Source organism: Solibacillus sp. FSL W7-1436 (assembly GCF_038007305.1).
Classification (GTDB): domain Bacteria; phylum Bacillota; class Bacilli; order Bacillales_A; family Planococcaceae; genus Solibacillus.
In genome coordinates, this window is the sequence record NZ_JBBOWV010000001.1 from 983,141 (window position 1) to 1,000,865 (window position 17,725).

14 protein-coding genes, 2 rRNA genes and 1 riboswitch are annotated in these 17,725 nt (G+C 43.0%); all 16 genes read right to left on the reverse strand.

What is annotated here, in order from left to right:
• Positions 1 to 143 precede the first annotated feature (143 nt).
• The 16 genes from purN to MKX73_RS05025 all read right to left on the reverse strand — a co-directional run bounded on the left by purN (position 144) and on the right by MKX73_RS05025 (position 17,555).
• Positions 144 to 716: a phosphoribosylglycinamide formyltransferase gene (purN, locus tag MKX73_RS04950; RefSeq protein WP_340716549.1), complete on the reverse strand. Its 573-nt coding sequence runs from the start codon at positions 714 to 716 to the stop codon at positions 144 to 146.
• Positions 716 to 1,771 (reverse strand): phosphoribosylformylglycinamidine cyclo-ligase, encoded by a 1,056-nt coding sequence (purM, locus tag MKX73_RS04955; protein WP_340716550.1) that lies wholly within the window; start codon positions 1,769 to 1,771, stop codon positions 716 to 718. Before purM ends, purN begins: the two co-directional genes overlap by 1 nt.
• Positions 1,772 to 1,795: 24 nt before the next feature.
• Positions 1,796 to 3,214: an amidophosphoribosyltransferase gene (gene purF / locus MKX73_RS04960; protein WP_340716551.1), complete on the reverse strand. Its 1,419-nt coding sequence runs from the start codon at positions 3,212 to 3,214 to the stop codon at positions 1,796 to 1,798.
• Entirely contained in the window at positions 3,190 to 5,421 is a 2,232-nt protein-coding gene (gene purL, locus MKX73_RS04965; RefSeq protein ID WP_340716552.1) for a phosphoribosylformylglycinamidine synthase subunit PurL, read from the reverse strand. The genes purF and purL overlap by 25 nt, the downstream gene beginning before the upstream one ends.
• Positions 5,408 to 6,091 (reverse strand): phosphoribosylformylglycinamidine synthase subunit PurQ, encoded by a 684-nt coding sequence (purQ, locus tag MKX73_RS04970; protein WP_340716553.1) that lies wholly within the window; start codon positions 6,089 to 6,091, stop codon positions 5,408 to 5,410. Before purQ ends, purL begins: the two co-directional genes overlap by 14 nt.
• Positions 6,092 to 6,095: 4 nt before the next feature.
• Positions 6,096 to 6,341, reverse strand: coding sequence for a phosphoribosylformylglycinamidine synthase subunit PurS (gene purS / locus MKX73_RS04975; protein ID WP_340716554.1), 246 nt, complete (start codon positions 6,339 to 6,341; stop codon positions 6,096 to 6,098).
• A gap of 3 nt (positions 6,342 to 6,344) precedes the next feature.
• Positions 6,345 to 7,055, reverse strand: coding sequence for a phosphoribosylaminoimidazolesuccinocarboxamide synthase (gene purC / locus MKX73_RS04980; RefSeq protein ID WP_340716555.1), 711 nt, complete (start codon positions 7,053 to 7,055; stop codon positions 6,345 to 6,347).
• 28 nt (positions 7,056 to 7,083) lie between these two features.
• Positions 7,084 to 8,385 carry an adenylosuccinate lyase gene (gene purB / locus MKX73_RS04985; RefSeq protein WP_340716556.1) on the reverse strand — a complete coding sequence of 434 codons (1,302 nt, stop codon included), beginning with the start codon at positions 8,383 to 8,385 and terminating at the stop codon, positions 7,084 to 7,086.
• A 13-nt stretch (positions 8,386 to 8,398) separates the two neighbouring features.
• Positions 8,399 to 9,523, reverse strand: coding sequence for a 5-(carboxyamino)imidazole ribonucleotide synthase (gene purK / locus MKX73_RS04990; RefSeq protein ID WP_340716557.1), 1,125 nt, complete (start codon positions 9,521 to 9,523; stop codon positions 8,399 to 8,401).
• A complete protein-coding gene (gene purE / locus MKX73_RS04995) occupies positions 9,520 to 10,008 on the reverse strand; it encodes a 5-(carboxyamino)imidazole ribonucleotide mutase (protein WP_340716558.1) in 489 nt (162 codons plus the stop codon). Before purE ends, purK begins: the two co-directional genes overlap by 4 nt.
• A gap of 169 nt (positions 10,009 to 10,177) precedes the next feature.
• Positions 10,178 to 10,277: riboswitch (purine riboswitch) on the reverse strand.
• A gap of 98 nt (positions 10,278 to 10,375) precedes the next feature.
• Entirely contained in the window at positions 10,376 to 10,564 is a 189-nt protein-coding gene (locus MKX73_RS05000; RefSeq protein ID WP_079523775.1) for an NETI motif-containing protein, read from the reverse strand.
• Between the two features lie 153 nt (positions 10,565 to 10,717).
• Positions 10,718 to 11,755, reverse strand: a complete 1,038-nt coding sequence (locus MKX73_RS05005) for a LolA family protein (protein ID WP_340716559.1) — start codon at positions 11,753 to 11,755, stop codon at positions 10,718 to 10,720.
• A gap of 1 nt (position 11,756) precedes the next feature.
• On the reverse strand, positions 11,757 to 13,205 hold the full coding sequence (locus tag MKX73_RS05010) for a sensor histidine kinase (protein ID WP_340716560.1): 1,449 nt from the start codon (positions 13,203 to 13,205) through the stop codon (positions 11,757 to 11,759).
• The gene (locus tag MKX73_RS05015) at positions 13,202 to 13,900 is read right to left on the reverse strand and encodes a response regulator transcription factor (RefSeq protein WP_340718848.1); all 699 of its coding nucleotides are present in this window, start codon (positions 13,898 to 13,900) and stop codon (positions 13,202 to 13,204) included. Before MKX73_RS05015 ends, MKX73_RS05010 begins: the two co-directional genes overlap by 4 nt.
• 509 nt (positions 13,901 to 14,409) lie before the next feature.
• Positions 14,410 to 14,525, reverse strand: a 5S ribosomal RNA gene (gene rrf / locus MKX73_RS05020).
• Between the two features lie 101 nt (positions 14,526 to 14,626).
• Positions 14,627 to 17,555 (reverse strand): 23S ribosomal RNA (locus MKX73_RS05025).
• Positions 17,556 to 17,725 lie beyond the last annotated feature (170 nt).

Sequence of the window (17,725 nt, forward strand, 5' to 3'; positions counted from 1 at the left end):
GTGCTTGTCCCCCAGGAGTCGCCGCCTTCACTCCAAACAACAATATCCTGTCAAAGTTCTATCCTTAGGATAATACAACTCGTTAGTAAAGTTTTTTCAACTTATCGGTGAGCAATGCCCTCACTGGAGCGGCTCATGCGAGTTTACTTTTTTGCGTTAAATAATTGCTGTAATGTTTTTGTGTATAGCGCATGTTCTAATTTATGTATACGCTCTTCTGTCGCTTCACGGTTACCATCGACAACGTCAACTGCTCCTTGCGAGATAATCTTTCCAGTATCCATTCCCGCATCTACATAGTGCACCGTCACACCCGTAACTTTTACGCCGTGAGTCATCGCCTGACCAATGGCGTCTTTCCCGGGAAATGATGGCAGCAGCGATGGATGAATATTGATTATTCGATGCTCATAAGCGGATAATAGCGTTTCCCCAACAAGGCGCATATAACCAGCTAAGATGATCCATTCAATCTCTCGTTCTTTTAACTGTTCAACAATTTTTGCTTCATAGGATGCCTTATCGGCAAAGGTTTTCGGTGCAAGCTCCATAACAGGTATACCGAAATTTTGCGCACGCGTCACAACATAAGCACCCGGCTTATCCGTAATTACAAGCTCGATCGTCGCGTTAAGCTCACCGCGACTAATCGATTCTTGAATTGCCTGGAAGTTACTGCCGCTTCCAGAAGCGAATACGGCAATTTTCGTACCCATTACACTAAACTCCCGTCATGTTCGCCGTTGAAAATAACACCTTCACCGTTTACAACCCGACCGATTGTGTAAGCTTTTTCACCTTCCGCTTCAACTGCTGCGATCACTTTATCCGCTTCACTTGCCGGAACTGCAATAACAAAGCCGACTCCCATATTGAATACGTTATATAAATCTTTGTCCGCCAATGATCCTTTTTCTTTTAAAAACTCAAAGATGCGCAGCACTGGCCAAGATCCTAAATCAATTTCAGTTGCCAAACCTTGTGGCATCATACGTGGCAGGTTTTCATAGAAGCCCCCGCCTGTTACGTGTGCGCAACCATGTACATCTGCAGCTTTAAGTGCTGCCAAAACAGGCTTTGCATAAAGCTTTGTAGGAACAAGAAGCGCTTCGCCGATTGGGCCAAGGTCTTCGTAGCCTTCTACTACTGCGTCGACTGCGATTTCATTATCCGCGAATACAATTTTACGTACTAATGAATAGCCGTTTGAATGTACACCGCTTGAAGCAAGACCGATTAAAACATCGCCTTCCACAATTTTTTCGCCTGTAATAATGTCCGATTTTTCACAAGCACCTACAGCAAACCCGGCCAAATCGTACTCGTCTTCTTCGTAAAGACCCGGCATTTCAGCTGTTTCTCCGCCTATCAATGCTGCACCGGACTGCACACAGCCGTCCGCTACACCTTTTACAATCTGCTCAATTTTTGCCGGCTCGGCTTTTCCTACCGCAACATAGTCAAGGAAGTACAGCGGCTCAGCACCTTGTGCAACGATATCATTAACACACATTGCAACACAGTCCACACCGATCGTATCGTGTTTATCAACCATAAATGCAAGCTTCAGTTTCGTCCCAACACCGTCCGTACCTGAAATAAGAACTGGTTCCTTTAAGTTCAGTGCAGACAAATCAAACATGCCTCCAAAGCCGCCAAACGTTCCCATCACACCTAAACGATTCGTACGCTCGACATGTGATTTCATACGTTTTACTGCTTCATAACCTGCCTCAATATTTACGCCTGCCTGTTCATATGCTTTTGACATAATGTACTTGCTCCTCCTTAATTTCTAACAGTCTTTTTCATGTGGTAAAACTGTGTCCGGGAAAATTTCTGTCGGGTATTTACCAGTAAAGCATGCAACGCAAAGCCCGCCATTTTCATCTTCAAACGGTCGGTTCGTTGCACGGACCATACCTTCCAGCGATAAAAATGTCAGTGTGTCCGCTTCGATTGCTGCCCGTATATCTTCCACACTGTGGCTTGATGCAATCAGCTCTTCATGTGTCGATGTATCGATACCGTAATAACAAGGATCTGTCATTGGTGGTGAAGAAATGACAACATGCACTTCTGCTGCCCCTGCTTCTTTCAGCATGCGCACAATGCGTCTCGATGTAGTACCGCGTACGATTGAATCATCTACCATCACGACACGTTTTCCCTTTACGACTTGTACGACAGGTGAAAGCTTCATTTTTACACCGCGTTCGCGAAGCTCCTGTGTCGGCTGGATAAAAGTACGGCCAACATAGCGGTTTTTAATCAAACCAAGCTCATACGGAATACCGCTCGCTTCGGAAAATCCGATTGCTGCAGAAATGGATGAGTCAGGAACTCCTGTAACGACATCCGCTTCGATATGGGCACATTCTTTTGCGAGTTCTTTGCCCATACGTTTACGTGCCATATGGACATTTACTTCATCAATATTCGAGTCAGGACGTGCAAGGTATACATATTCCATCGCACACATTGTTCGCTTGTCCTTTTCAATATAACTGTCGACTTCAAGACCATTGTTTGAAATGATCAGTAACTCGCCAGGCTCCACTTCACGTACAAACTCAGCACCAATTAAATCAAATGCACATGTTTCAGAAGCAACGACATAAGAATCACCCAGCTTCCCAAGTGAAAGGGGACGTAATCCGTTACGGTCGCGTGCTACAATCATCTGATCATTCGTTAATAAAATGATAGAGAATGCTCCTTTTAATAACGACAATGCTTCTTTCACTTTTGAACGGAATGGCGAGTGTTTCGATTTTTTAATGAGATGGACAACAACCTCTGTATCCGAAGTCGAATTGAAAATGCTGCCGGAACGCTCTAAAAACTGTTTTAAATGTGTAGCATTCACCAAGTTCCCGTTATGGGCAATTGCCAGTGAGCCAGTTGAAGAGCGGAATAATAATGGCTGAACATTTTCCAGTCCTTTGCCGCCTGCTGTTGCGTAGCGTACATGCGCAATCGCCGCGTGCCCTACTACTTTACGTAATTTATCTTCATTGAACACGTCATTTACAAGACCTTCGCCGCGTACAGCCTGAAGCTGATTACCGTCAGTTGTGACGATACCAGCTCCTTCCTGTCCACGATGCTGTAACGCGTGTAAACCGTAATAACTTAAGTGCGCTGCATCTTGGTTGCCCCAAATGCCAAATACGCCGCATTCCTCATTTAAGCCTCTGATTTCAGCAAGCATGGAATTGCTCCTTTCCAGGCAGAACGGAATTCCTCCACAGTACCTTCAACAAGTACACCAGTTTCGCCGCTGATTTTAATGTTCGCGTCGTCTGTTACTGTACCGATTTTTTGTGCGTCTTTTACGATTGTTTCAAAGCCTTCTGCATGTTCAGCTTTCACTGTTAATACAAAGCGTGATTGTGATTCTGCGAATAGAGCCGTTGTTGCGGAACCTGTTAATGCTACGTCCAAACCTAAACCTTTGGCTGCGAAAGTTTTTTCCGCTAATGCAACTGCAACACCGCCTTCAGAAACATCATGCGCTGACTGAACAAGTCCTGCCTGAATTGCTTCCAAAATAGATTGTTGACGTTCTGCTTCTACTGTTAAATCAATTGAAGGTGCTTTACCTGAAATGCCGCCTTCCACTAACTTTTGCAATTCAGAACCACCGAATTCTGTTTTTGTGTCACCTACTACGTACACAACGTCACCGGCAGCTTTAACTTCCTGTGTTGTTACATGCGCTAAATCTTTTACTAATCCGACCATACCGATTGTTGGCGTTGGGTAGACCGCTTCGCCTGAACGCTCGTTATACATTGATACATTACCGCCAATTACTGGTGCGTCTAATGCTAAGCAAGCCTCTGAAATACCGTCAGCCGATTTTTGGATTTGCCAGAAGATTTCCGGTTTTTCCGGGTTACCGAAGTTTAGGCAGTCTGTAATTGCAAGTGGTTGTCCACCAGAACATACGATGTTACGCGCAGCTTCAGCAACAGCGATTTTCCCGCCTGTTGTCGGATCCAGATAAATATAGCGGGCATTACAGTCTGTCGTCATTGCCAGCCCTTTATTTGTACCACGTACACGTAATACGGCAGCATCCGAACCTGGTGCTACAACCGTATTTGTTCGTACTTGATAGTCATATTGATCGTAAACCCACTCTTTTGATGCGATTGTCGGCGCTTTTAAAAGTGATGTTAACGTTTCTTTATAGTCTGTTACGTTCGGTTCTGCATTTTCCATTGCCTGATATTCTGCAAAGTAAGCAGGCTCAGCATCCGGCATATTGTAAACCGGTGCGTCTTCAGCTAATGCATCTGCAGGTACTTCTGCTACAACTTCACCTTTGTGAAGTAAACGAAGCATTTTATCTTCCGTTACTTTCCCTACAGCTACCGCATCAAGATCATATTTATCGAAAATCGCTTTAATTTCATCTTCACGACCTGCTTTTACAACAATCAGCATACGCTCCTGAGATTCGGATAACATCATTTCGTAAGCTGACATGTTTGTCTCGCGTTGAGGAACCAGGTCCAAGTTCATCTCTACACCTGTACCGGCTTTAGAAGCCATTTCCGCTGAAGATGAAGTAAGACCTGCTGCACCCATATCCTGAATACCGACTAATGCATCTGATTTTACAACTTCCAGACAAGCTTCAAGAAGCAATTTTTCCATGAACGGGTCCCCAACTTGTACCGCTGAGCGACTTTCTTCAGTATCTTCTGTCAATTCTTCAGATGAGAATGTTGCACCGTGAATACCGTCACGACCTGTTTTTGCACCAACGTACATTACAGTATTACCTACACCTGCAGCAACACCTTTTTGGATATCCTTATGATCGATCAATCCGACACACATTGCATTTACAAGCGGATTTCCTTCATAACAAGGATCAAAACCAATTTCGCCGCCTACTGTCGGAATACCGATACAGTTACCGTAACCTGCAATACCAGCTACGACTTCTTCAAATAAATACTTGCCGCGCGCTGATTTCAACTCACCAAAACGTAAAGAGTTCAGCATCGCAATCGGACGTGCACCCATTGAGAAAACGTCACGGATAATTCCGCCTACACCTGTTGCAGCGCCTTGGTAAGGTTCAATCGCAGATGGATGGTTATGGGATTCCATTTTGAAAACAACTGCCTGCTCATCACCGATATCGACAATGCCGGCACCTTCACCAGGACCTTGCAGTACTTGAGGACCTTTTGTCGGGAATTTACGAAGTACTGGCTTCGATTTTTTATAAGAGCAGTGCTCAGACCACATTACCGAGAAAAGACCTGTTTCTGTCCAGTTTGGAATACGACCTAATTTTTCAATCGCTAAGTCAAATTCCGCATCTGACATCCCCATGTCTGCATAGAGACGTTTTTCCTTAATTTGCTCTGGTGTTGGTTCGAAATTAGTTGTTAACATGCTGTTCCCTCCACTGCTTCACAATTGATTTAAATAGTTTAAGACCATCTGCGCCACCAACGATTTCGTTTGCAGCACGCTCCGGATGCGGCATCATTCCGAGTACATTGCCTTCTTTATTGATGATTCCAGCAATATCCGCTAAAGAACCGTTCGGATTTTCGCCTTCATATGTAAAGACAATCTGGTTATTGGCTTGTAAAGAAGCTAATGTTTCGTCATCGCAGTAGTAGTTGCCTTCACCGTGTGCGATAGGAATATTGATCACTTCTCCCTCTTCATATCCGTTTGTAAATAATGTGTTGTTGTTTTCAACTTTTAGCTGTACTGTACGACACATGAATTTCAAGTTTTTATTGCGGATAAGAGCTCCTGGTAACAGCCCTGCCTCCGTTAAAATCTGGAATCCGTTACAAACACCTAACACAGGTTTGCCTTGTGCTGCAAATTCTTTTAGAGCCGACATAATATTTGATTGGTTTGCCATTGCACCACAACGTAAATAGTCTCCGTATGAGAAACCGCCAGGCACTAATGCCCCGTCAAATCCGTCTAGACTTGTAGCTGTATGCCAAACATATTCTACTTCTTCACCTAGCTCGTCCTTAATCGCATGAAACATGTCGATATCACAGTTAGACCCCGGGAAAACGAGTACTGCAAATTTCATCTTATTATGCCTCCTCAATTTCGTAACGGTACTTTTCAATCACCGTGTTCGTTAATACTTTTTCGCACATTTCTTTCACGATTGTGTCAATATTACGGTCAGTGTCTTCGATTGTAACTTCCAAATACTTGCCGATACGTACATCAGAAACTTCACCATAACCGATTTTTTGCAATGAACCTTGTACTGCAGAACCTTGTGGATCCAGGATGCTTTCTTTTAATGTTACATATATTTTAACTTTCTTCATGAGTTAGTTGCCTCCAAGTTTTTGTAATATAATCTCATATACTTCCGTTAGATTGCCTAAATCACGGCGGAATACGTCTTTATCAAGTTTTTGCTTTGTATTAGAGTCCCATAAACGACAAGTGTCAGGAGAAATTTCATCGGCAAGTAAAATATTGCCGTCTTTATCACGACCAAATTCCAGTTTGAAGTCGACTAACGTTACACCAACAGCAGTAAAAATCGGACGCAGCACTTCATTCACATGCAGTGCCGCATTATACAGCTGTTCTACTTCCATTGGTGTTGCGATATCCAGTACATCAATATGCTCTGTTGTAATCATTGGATCACCTAATGCATCATCTTTATAGTAAAATTCAACGATTGGACGCTTAAGCCCAGTACCCTCATCCAAGCCTAGACGTTTTGCCAGGCTGCCAGCAGCAATATTGCGTGTAACAACTTCGATTGGAATAATTTCAACTTTACGGACAAGCTGTTCATTCGCTGAAAGTCTTTTTACGAAATGTGATTCAATTCCGTTTTCTTGTAGCTTCTCGAAAAGTAAAGTCGTAATCTGATTGTTTAAATTTCCCTTACCAGCAATCTCGGCTTTCTTCTCGCCGTTAAATGCTGTTGCACTATCCTTGTATTCAACAAAAAGTATTTCAGTATCTTCTGTTGTATAGAGTCGTTTTGCTTTCCCTTCATATAAAAGCTGCCCTTTATTCATGACGTATTCCTCCTGATTAATTGATTAGTTAGTTAAGACCTAAACGCTCGAAAATCAAATCAACATTCTGAATATGGTAGTTGTAGTCAAAGCAGTCTGCAATTTCTTCCGGTGAAAGATACGCTGTAATTTTTTCACTAGCTTCCACAAGCGGACGGAATTGAGTTTGCTCATCCCAAGCACGCGCTGTTAATGGCTGAACCGTATCGTACGCTTCCTCACGTGATAATCCTTTGTCGATTAACGCAAGTAAAATACGCTGTGAGTAGATCAGACCAAATGTACGCTCCATATTGCGTTTCATATTGTCAGGGAATACAGTTAAGTTTTTCAAAATATTACCGAAACGATTTAACATATAATTTAATGTAATTGTGGCATCCGGAATAATGACACGTTCAGCTGAAGAATGTGAAATATCACGTTCATGCCATAAAGCTACGTTTTCATAAGCTGTCAGCATATAGCCGCGCATTAACCGTGCCATACCTGTCATATTTTCAGAGCCGATCGGATTACGCTTATGCGGCATAGCAGATGAACCTTTTTGCCCTTTCGCAAATCCTTCTTCCACTTCACGTGTTTCTGATTTTTGCAGTCCGCGGATTTCTGTCGCAAACTTTTCGATTGATGTAGCGATCAAAGCCAATGTAGAAAAATATTGGGCATGGCGGTCACGCTGCAATGTTTGTGTGGAGATAGGTGCAGCTGCCAATCCAAGATGTTCACATACATAGCTTTCCACACGTGGATTAATATTGGCATATGTTCCGACAGCACCACTCATTTTACCTGTTTCGATTACTTTAGCAGCTTCTTCAAAACGTACTAAGTTACGGCGCATCTCTTCAAGCCATAATGCAAGTTTTAAGCCAAATGTTGTCGGTTCTGCATGCACACCGTGCGTACGTCCCATCATTACTGTAAATTTATGCTCTTTTGCTTTTTCAGTCAGAATGGCGATGAATTGATGTAAATCTTTACGTAAAATTTCATTTGCCTGTTTGATTAAGTATGATAGTGCTGTATCTACAACGTCCGTTGAAGTTAAACCGTAGTGCACCCATTTCTTTTCCTCGCCAAGTGCAGGTGTTTCCGAAACAGCTCGTGTAAATGCTACGACATCATGACGTGTTTCCTGCTCAATTTCATAAATACGATTGATATCAAATGATGCGTTTGCACGTAATTTTACGACATCTTCTTTAGGAATTTCACCGATTTCAGCCCAAGCTTCACAAGCTAATATCTCTACCTCTAACCATGCTTTAAATTTGTTTTCTTCAGTCCAAATTGCACCCATTTCAGGACGTGTATAGCGTTCTATCATAAATCTTCTCCTTTTACTCCGGCCAGATACCGGAGTCTGTAATTTGTTCTAATGCTGATTTTATATCATCTGTCATGATTGTAACATGACCCATTTTTCGATTTACCTTTGCTTCTGATTTCCCGTACAGATGTACTGACCAGTCAGGAAACTTTGAAATTGAATTTGTTAATGGAACAACATGCTGACCAAGTACATTCACCATAATCGATGGCGCCCACAGTTTTGGCTTACGTAGCGGCCATCCGCATACTGCACGAATATGCTGAGTAAATTGTGAAATATTGCATGCCTCAATCGAGTAATGGCCTGAGTTATGCGGACGTGGTGCACATTCGTTAATTACGATACTGCCATCTTCAAGGACGAACATTTCAACCGCCAATGTACCAATAAGCTGTAGTGAATCCGCAATTTTTAGAGCAGCTTCTTCAGCTAATTGTGCTGTAGACTGTTCGATACGTGCCGGCACAATCGTTTCATGTAAAATATGATTTATGTGGATGTTTTCTCCGACAGGCAAGCAGTATGTTTCACCATCTCCATTGCGTTGAACAATGACTGAAATCTCCTTTGTAAATGGAACAAAGCCCTCTGCAATACACTGTGAATGTGCAAACAATCCTTTTGCTAACGGTAAGTCTTCAGCAGATTTCAATAACTGCTGACCTTTTCCATCATAACCGCCCCGTGCAGTTTTTACGATACATGGGAAGCCGATTTCTCCGATGTTTTCTTGAAGCTGTTCAAATGTTGAAGCGACAATATATGGCGCAACAGGACAGCCTGCATCAACAATCATTTGCTTTTCTGTGACACGATTTTGTGTAATGCGCACAAGCTCTGCACCTTGAGGAACATAGGCCATTTGTGTTAAACGCTTTAAACCATCGTAATCAATGTTTTCAAACTCATATGTTATGACATCACTTACTTCCGCTAGCTCTTCCAATGCTGCCTCGTCATCATAAGCTGCGACTATTCGTATGTCTGCCACTTGCCCGCAAGGAGAATCCATTGTTGGTTCCAGTACTGCGATTTTATAGCCGGCTTCTTTTGCTGCAACAGCCATCATACGACCAAGCTGACCACCGCCGATAATGCCGATTGTTTGTCCAGGGTAAATCATTTTCGTCACGTTAAGTCACCTGTGCTTTCCAAAACTTGCGCTTTTGTCGATTCACGTCTTGCCTCAAGTTTTGCAGCAAGCTCCTGATCAAACGCTCCTAAAATTTGCGCTGCAAGCAGACCGGCGTTTGTAGCCCCTGCTTTGCCAATTGCCACAGTTGCAACTGGTACACCACCTGGCATCTGCACAATCGATAGTAGTGAATCAAGGCCGTTCAGTGCACGTGACTGTACAGGTACTCCGATTACAGGTAATGTCGTTTTTGCTGCTACCATACCTGGTAAATGTGCCGCTCCACCTGCTCCTGCAATAATTACCTGAATACCGCGTCCACGCGCAGCTTCCGCGTATTCAAACATTAAATCTGGTGTGCGATGTGCTGAAACGACTTGCTTTTCATAAGGCACTTGCAGCTCGTCCAATATGTCACAAGCATGCTTCATCGTTTCCCAATCACTTGAACTTCCCATAATAACGCCAATTTTCGGATTCATGAATTTCGCTCCTTTAAACATCTTCTCCACTTGTTAAAAATCAATGTAAAAAATCCTCAAATAAACTGCTCTCTACGCTCTACGCATGAGAAAGCAATCTACTTGAGGACTGAGCATTAAAAGTATATGTAGATAATTGCATTGCGATCCACACCCTTTATTTATCATACCTGAAGCTGCTTTCCCACATAGTCCGGTATTTACGGTGCCGGGTAGAGACACTAGAGCCATATTCTCTAGCATATATGAGGGATTAAATGTTTTTCCTGTTCACATTTTAACAAGGGTTACGCATAAAATCAATGCAAAAATGCGAACAATATTTTTAAAGCAAAAGACAATGTTCGGTTTTCAATCGAATCAATCGCTAATCTTCTATTAATACACCTTTAAATTGTATTTTTTGACGTAAGTAAACAGGTTCGCCATTTACTTCTTCAAACACAGGCTCTTCTCTTCGTCCAAATGGCATATAGCCATCTTTCTTCATTCTTTCAAGGCATTGCTCGATTGTTTCATTTTCTTCTACTTCATACCATACTTGCTTTTTAGCCAAAAAGGTCATCCTTCCACATGTAAAATATCGCTCTAACTATACCACGATATTTTTAGTACTTTCTAATAGAAAGATTTTATTTTGTGAACGATTTGTCACAACTGGAAAATAAAAAAGCGCAATCACATATTACATGTGATTGCACCTGTTCATTTATTTTATATACTCCATTTGTTCGGTTAACTCCAGTATATCCTCGAATGTTAAGTCAGGATTTTCAATAATTATATTATAGCGTAAGTCCTCTTCATCCCATTGGAGTAATTTAAAAGTCTCCAAATCAATTTTTGATCCTTTTTGTCCGCGTACTTCAATGATCTCTTCATCTTCACCGATGGACTCCATTGGTTTGAAGATTGAAAGTGAGAATTGCTGCTCACCGTTTTTGGAATATGTTAACGCAATTTCTCCAGTTTCCGCCATCCCCATATCTTCAATTCCTTCCAATGTGTAGCCAAGTGATTCGGGAAAGATTAAAAAGGAGCCCAGCTTCTCGACAGCTTCCTGCTCTGTTAATTGTTCAGGTGGCTGTATAGATTCGGTTTTAACAATGGCACCTTCCGGAATATCCAGAGTAAATTTGGAATCATCAACTTTACTGTTCGGTTCAAATTTGGTAAATTCAGAAGTTATTTTCATGTCACCACTTACCGAAATCGTCTTTAAAGTCATCCATGTTTTTTTATCTACCCATACTTCCATATCCCCAATTAGCGTATTTTGCTTTTTGGCTTTTGCGATTAAATGGTATGTTTCATGACCCGCGATCTTTTCTTCTTCGCCAATCGTAATATCATGGGAATTTTTTATTAGTTCCAGCGTACGTAATGCCTGCTCTTTTAACGTTGGTCGAACAAAATTTTCAACGTCCGATCCGAGTTCAAAAATAATCACTTCATTCGCTGTTTTCGAATAGGAAGATAATGTTTTTCCGTCGTTTACTGCAATCGATTCCTCACCTGTGGAATCGACCATTTCTACACGAGTTTTTCCGTTTTTCTCCCATTGCTTTGAAAGTATTTCGGTCCCGTCGTCCATTGTCATTTTATATTCTCCATAGAAGGAGTCAAGCTCAGACGTCTCCTGCATTGCCTGATTCAATATTTCCTGGGGTGAATAATTTTCCTCATTGCTGCATGCCGCCAAAGATAGCGTTAAAACTAATGCTGCTGAATAAATTATTTTTTTCATTTTATCCATTCCTCTCTTCTTCAATTGGTGGTAGCCATATGACAATCGCTAATTGATTTTGCTGTGCTAATGCAGTGATTGTTCCATCATGCTTAGCCATAATTTGCTTTGCAATGCTTAAACCGAGACCGGCCCCCCGCTCACCTATATGGCTCCGGGAATCATCAATCTGATACAGCGGATCAAACATTTGTTTACACTGCTGTTCCGTTATCGTTGCACCGCTGTTTTGTACAACAATATAAACACCCTTTTCCTTAAAGCTTTCTGCTAATTTCCCTATACTCCACGTAGGAATATTCGGTGTTTCAAATGCAGATACATAAATGGTTCCTCCTGGATTTGTATACGTCCATGCATTCGCGACAATATTATCGACAACCCGCATCAATTGCTTCGGATTTACAAAATAACTGCCAGCCACATTGACTGTCGTTTTCGCTTCAAATCCTTTTTCTCTGCTAATCTGTTCATAATCACTGAGCAGCATATCAAAAAACTCTTCACCATCGACTTTTACAAGTTCCATTTCATATGTCGGGGACTGCAGTAATGTCAACATCATTAAATCATCAAGCAACTGCTTCATATACTCTGATTTGGACTGAATGATCTGCAAATATTCAAGACGATCCTTCTCAGAATGGCTCCCGTGCCGTAAACTTTCTGCGTATGCTTGAATTGATGTAAGAGGCGTTTTCAAGTCATGCGACAGACTCGCAATCATAAATTCCTTTTGCTGCTGTTCCACTGCAAGCTTTTTCCGTGTTGCGGTTATTTCCTGCTGCATTAGTTGAAAGCTCTCGGTTAATTCTCCGATTTCATCCTTTGTGACGGGAAGCGGATTTGTTGCTTCATCCTTGGCGAATGCACGCATTTGTTCCATTAGTCTTTTTGCAGGCTTATTGAGGCGTCGGTTCAGTAAATAGACAACCACCCCGTATATAATCAGCATTACTGCTATTAAGCTGATTACGACAATTAGCGATTTTGTGTTTACTTGTTCCAGCCATTCCGAACGAATGAGCGTAATTTTGTAAACACCCTTCATTTCCCCGTCTTCATAAACAGGTTCTTTATAAATAAATGTCTTATAGTTTTGTTCAAACTCATACAGATTTTTATAAACAGTACTTTTCGATTCAAAGCTGCTGAAAGAGTTAATTACATTTGAAGAATAATAAATCTTGCCATTCGGACTGTATAAAGTAATCATCAACTGATCGGATGTCAGTTTCTCGATTTCCTTATAATTCGCATTAATATTGTAAAGCGATGGATGTTCCAATTGATCTTTTAAATCTGTAACAACTGCCCACTTTTCAAAATATTCATCAACACTTTTATCTTGGTAGTAGGCGTTAATTGTTACATAAAGACCGTACAGTGCAAGTAACGGCAAAATCATGACAAGCAAGTACGTAAGCAGAAGCCATGATTTAATCTTCATACTTGTTCACCTATAAAGCGGTAGCCCTTCCCCCATACAGTTTGTATATAGTTAGGTGATTTCACAGGATCGTTCAGCTTTTCGCGCAATTCTTTAATGTGCACTGTTACTGTATGCGTCTGATCCATCTCAACTTGGTGCCAAACATGTGTATACAACGCTTCCTTTGTAAATAGCTCGAATGGATTTTGTGCCAGTACTTTCAGTAGCGCAAACTCTTTTTGCGTCAAGTTGATTTCTTCCTCTTCGTTGTAAACACGTTCTTTTACCCAGTCGATTTTTAAACCATGTACATATGAATTTATTTCTTCTGTTGCAAAAACTTTATTATAACGCTGCCATCGCCGTAATTGAGACCGAACACGTGCTTTCAATTCTTCTAAAGAAAATGGCTTTGCCAAATAATCATCGGCATCCTGCAACCCTGTGACTTTATCCGTTTCGTTGCTTTTTGCACTGATCATAATAATTGGGACATCACTTTGCAGTCGAATATGTTCAATCATTGATAACCCATCCATTTCAGGCAACATCCAATCAACAAGTATCAAATCATAGTTACCTGCAGAGAAATCTTCTAATCCTTCAATTCCTGTCGTTGCCCTTGTCACTGCATAGCCTTCCTTTATTAACGTGTCTTTAATAATGCGCGCAATTTCGCGGTCATCCTCCACTAAAAGAATTTGTTGTGCCATCATGTACGCCTCCTACAATCACTATAGCAAGTAATTTTTCCGATAATTGTAACTTTATAAATCCTTTATATTTTACCTTACTTTGTATTGTGTGTTTATAGATAGCTATATTACCTTTTCACTGTAAAGAAAGATGTTCGTTTAAAATGGATATTTACGTTCAACCGGATAATTTGTTATAAGAGGTGTCCTAAAGAAAAGGAAGTCTTTTTTATAAGATAAACAGCAAGAGGACCACTGCAATTCTTGATTGAAAATATGAAGGGTTTTAAACTTTTTATATTAATGAACAGATAACGGAAATAAGTTTGATGTTTATAAGGAGAGGAAGAACCTTTTTGGTCAAGGCAATGGGTTTGAATTTTGTACGTATATTATGAAAATTCATAGAGGATAATTATTCAAAAGTAATGTTACAAAGTTCCTGTCGATGCTCAGAATATAATCGACCTTTATGTATTTATTTAAGACGACAAAAAAACCACTGATTTCTCAGTGGTTTTGCGTGTGCGAAGCGACGTCCTACTCTCACAGGGGGAAGCCCCCAACTACCATCGGCGCTAAAGAGCTTAACTTCCGTGTTCGGTATGGGAACGGGTGTGACCTCTTTGCCATCATCACTTCACTATTACGGCTTCCAATACACTAGTGTGTCTTGAAACCCTTGGAAAAAATTTTCATTCTTTCAAAACTGGATAAACGGTTCATTGAATTGTGCAATAAAATGTGGTTAAGTCCTCGACCGATTAGTATTCGTCAGCTGCATGCGTCGCCGCACTTCCACCTCGAACCTATCTACCTGATCGTCTTTCAGGGGTCTTACTTACTTGCGTAATGGGAAATCTCATCTTGAGGGGGGCTTCATGCTTAGATGCTTTCAGCACTTATCCCGTCCATACATAGCTACCCAGCGATGCCTTTGGCAAGACAACTGGTACACCAGCGGTATGTCCATCCCGGTCCTCTCGTACTAAGGACAGCTCCTCTCAAATTTCCTACGCCCACGACGGATAGGGACCGAACTGTCTCACGACGTTCTGAACCCAGCTCGCGTACCGCTTTAATGGGCGAACAGCCCAACCCTTGGGACCGACTACAGCCCCAGGATGCGATGAGCCGACATCGAGGTGCCAAACCTCCCCGTCGATGTGGACTCTTGGGGGAGATAAGCCTGTTATCCCCGGGGTAGCTTTTATCCGTTGAGCGATGGCCCTTCCATGCGGAACCACCGGATCACTAAGCCCGTCTTTCGACCCTGCTCGACTTGTAGGTCTCGCAGTCAAGCTCCCTTATGCCTTTACACTCTACGAATGATTTCCAACCATTCTGAGGGAACCTTTGGGCGCCTCCGTTACTCTTTAGGAGGCGACCGCCCCAGTCAAACTGTCCGCCTGACACTGTCTCCTACCCCGCTAAGGGGCATGGGTTAGAAGTTCAATACAACCAGGGTAGTATCCCACCGACGCCTCCTTCGAAGCTGGCGCTCCGAGATCTCTGGCTCCTACCTATCCTGTACAAGTTGTACCAAAATTCAATATCAGGCTACAGTAAAGCTCCACGGGGTCTTTCCGTCCTGTCGCGGGTAACCTGCATCTTCACAGGTACTATAATTTCACCGAGTCTCTCGTTGAGACAGTGCCCAGATCGTTACGCCTTTCGTGCGGGTCGGAACTTACCCGACAAGGAATTTCGCTACCTTAGGACCGTTATAGTTACGGCCGCCGTTTACTGGGGCTTCAATTCACAGCTTCGCTTGCGCTAACCGCTCCTCTTAACCTTCCAGCACCGGGCAGGCGTCAGCCCCTATACGTCACCTTACGGTTTTGCAGAGACCTGTGTTTTTGCTAAACAGTCGCCTGGGCCTATTCACTGCGGCTTCTCTAGGCTATGCACCCAAAGAAGCACCCCTTCTCCCGAAGTTACGGGGTCATTTTGCCGAGTTCCTTAACGAGAGTTCTCTCGCACACCTTAGGATTCTCTCCTCGACTACCTGTGTCGGTTTGCGGTACGGGCACCTCTCACCTCGATAGAGGCTTTTCTTGGCAGTGTGAAATCAGGAACTTCGCTCATACGAGCTCGTCATCACAGCTCAACGTTATAGTATGCGGATTTGCCTACATACACGCCTTACTGCTTGAACACGCGCAACCAACGGCGTGCTTACCCTATCCTACTGCGTCCCCCCATTTCTCAAACGGTGAGGAGGTGGTACAGGAATATCAACCTGTTGTCCATCGCCTACGCCTATCGGCCTCGGCTTAGGTCCCGACTAACCCTGAGCGGACGAGCCTTCCTCAGGAAACCTTAGTCATACGGTGCATGGGATTCTCACCCATGTTTCGCTACTCATACCGGCATTCTCACTTCTAACCGCTCCACCAGTCCTTCCGGTCTGACTTCAACGCTGTTAGAACGCTCTCCTACCACGCATACTCAAAGTATGCATCCACAGCTTCGGTGAATCGTTTAGCCCCGATACATTTTCGGCGCAGCGTCACTCGACCAGTGAGCTATTACGCACTCTTTAAATGATGGCTGCTTCTAAGCCAACATCCTGGTTGTCTAAGCAACGCCACATCCTTTTCCACTTAACGATTACTTGGGGACCTTAGCTGGTGGTCTGGGCTGTTTCCCTCTTGACTACGGATCTTATCACTCGCAGTCTGACTCCCGTGTATAAATATCCGGCATTCGGAGTTTGTCTGAATTCGGTAAAGCGAGATGCCCCCCTAGTCCAAACAGTGCTCTACCTCCGGTATTCTCAATCACGAGGCTAGCCCTAAAGCTATTTCGGAGAGAACCAGCTATCTCCAGGTTCGATTGGAATTTCTCCGCTACCCACACCTCATCCCCGCACTTTTCAACGTGCGTGGGTTCGGGCCTCCAGTGAGTGTTACCTCACCTTCACCCTGGACATGGGTAGATCACCTGGTTTCGGGTCTACGACCACGTACTAATTCGCCCTATTCAGACTCGCTTTCGCTGCGGCTCCGTCTTCTCAACTTAACCTCGCACGTAATCGTAACTCGCCGGTTCATTCTACAAAAGGCACGCTATCACCCATTAACGGGCTCTAACTACTTGTAGGCACACGGTTTCAGGATCTATTTCACTCCCCTTCCGGGGTGCTTTTCACCTTTCCCTCACGGTACTGGTTCACTATCGGTCACTAGGTAGTATTTAGCCTTGGGAGATGGTCCTCCCGGATTCCGACGGAATTTCACGTGTTCCGCCGTACTCAGGATCCACTCTGGAGGGAATGAACTTTTGACTACAGGGCTTTTACCTCGTTTCGCGGACCTTTCCAAGTCGCTTCGTCTAGTTCATTCTTTTGTAACTCCGTATAGAGTGTCCTACAACCCCAAAGAGCAAGCTCTTTGGTTTGGGCTCTTCCCGTTTCGCTCGCCGCTACTCAGGGAATCGAATTTTCTTTCTGTTCCTGCAGGTACTTAGATGTTTCAGTTCTCTGCGTCTGTCTTCAACACGCTATGAATTCACGTGAAGATACTATCCGATTAAAGATAGTGGGTTCCCCCATTCGGAAATCCCCGGATCAAAGCTTACTTACAGCTCCCCGAGGCATATCGGTGTTAGTGCCGTCCTTCATCGACTCCTAGTGCCAAGGCATCCACCGTGCGCCCTTATTAACTTAACCAAAAGTTAACACTTAGATCAATTTCGCCTTGGCGTAATTGCGTTCAGATTTTTTTGAGTTTACTCAAAAAGTTTCCTTTAAAAAATCTGTAACATCTGCCAGAGGCCTAACTTCATAAAATGAAGTTTAGATCCAAGATTTAGTTTACACGTCAATTGCTTGACTTGTTT

What these genes read in the sequence shown, in the direction of transcription:
- purN (WP_340716549.1), bottom strand. Translation starts at nt 716, where the DNA reads ATGGGTACGAAAATTGCCGTATTCGCTTCTGGAAGCGGCAGTAACTTC.
- purM (WP_340716550.1), bottom strand. Translation starts at nt 1,771, where the DNA reads ATGTCAAAAGCATATGAACAGGCAGGCGTAAATATTGAGGCAGGTTAT.
- purF (WP_340716551.1), bottom strand. Translation starts at nt 3,214, where the DNA reads ATGCTTGCTGAAATCAGAGGCTTAAATGAGGAATGCGGCGTATTTGGC.
- purL (WP_340716552.1), bottom strand. Translation starts at nt 5,421, where the DNA reads ATGTTAACAACTAATTTCGAACCAACACCAGAGCAAATTAAGGAAAAA.
- purQ (WP_340716553.1), bottom strand. Translation starts at nt 6,091, where the DNA reads ATGAAATTTGCAGTACTCGTTTTCCCGGGGTCTAACTGTGATATCGAC.
- purS (WP_340716554.1), bottom strand. Translation starts at nt 6,341, where the DNA reads ATGAAGAAAGTTAAAATATATGTAACATTAAAAGAAAGCATCCTGGAT.
- purC (WP_340716555.1), bottom strand. Translation starts at nt 7,055, where the DNA reads ATGAATAAAGGGCAGCTTTTATATGAAGGGAAAGCAAAACGACTCTAT.
- purB (WP_340716556.1), bottom strand. Translation starts at nt 8,385, where the DNA reads ATGATAGAACGCTATACACGTCCTGAAATGGGTGCAATTTGGACTGAA.
- purE (WP_340716558.1), bottom strand. Translation starts at nt 10,008, where the DNA reads ATGAATCCGAAAATTGGCGTTATTATGGGAAGTTCAAGTGATTGGGAA.
- MKX73_RS05005 (WP_340716559.1), bottom strand. Translation starts at nt 11,755, where the DNA reads ATGAAAAAAATAATTTATTCAGCAGCATTAGTTTTAACGCTATCTTTG.
- MKX73_RS05010 (WP_340716560.1), bottom strand. Translation starts at nt 13,205, where the DNA reads ATGAAGATTAAATCATGGCTTCTGCTTACGTACTTGCTTGTCATGATT.
- MKX73_RS05015 (WP_340718848.1), bottom strand. Translation starts at nt 13,900, where the DNA reads ATGGCACAACAAATTCTTTTAGTGGAGGATGACCGCGAAATTGCGCGC.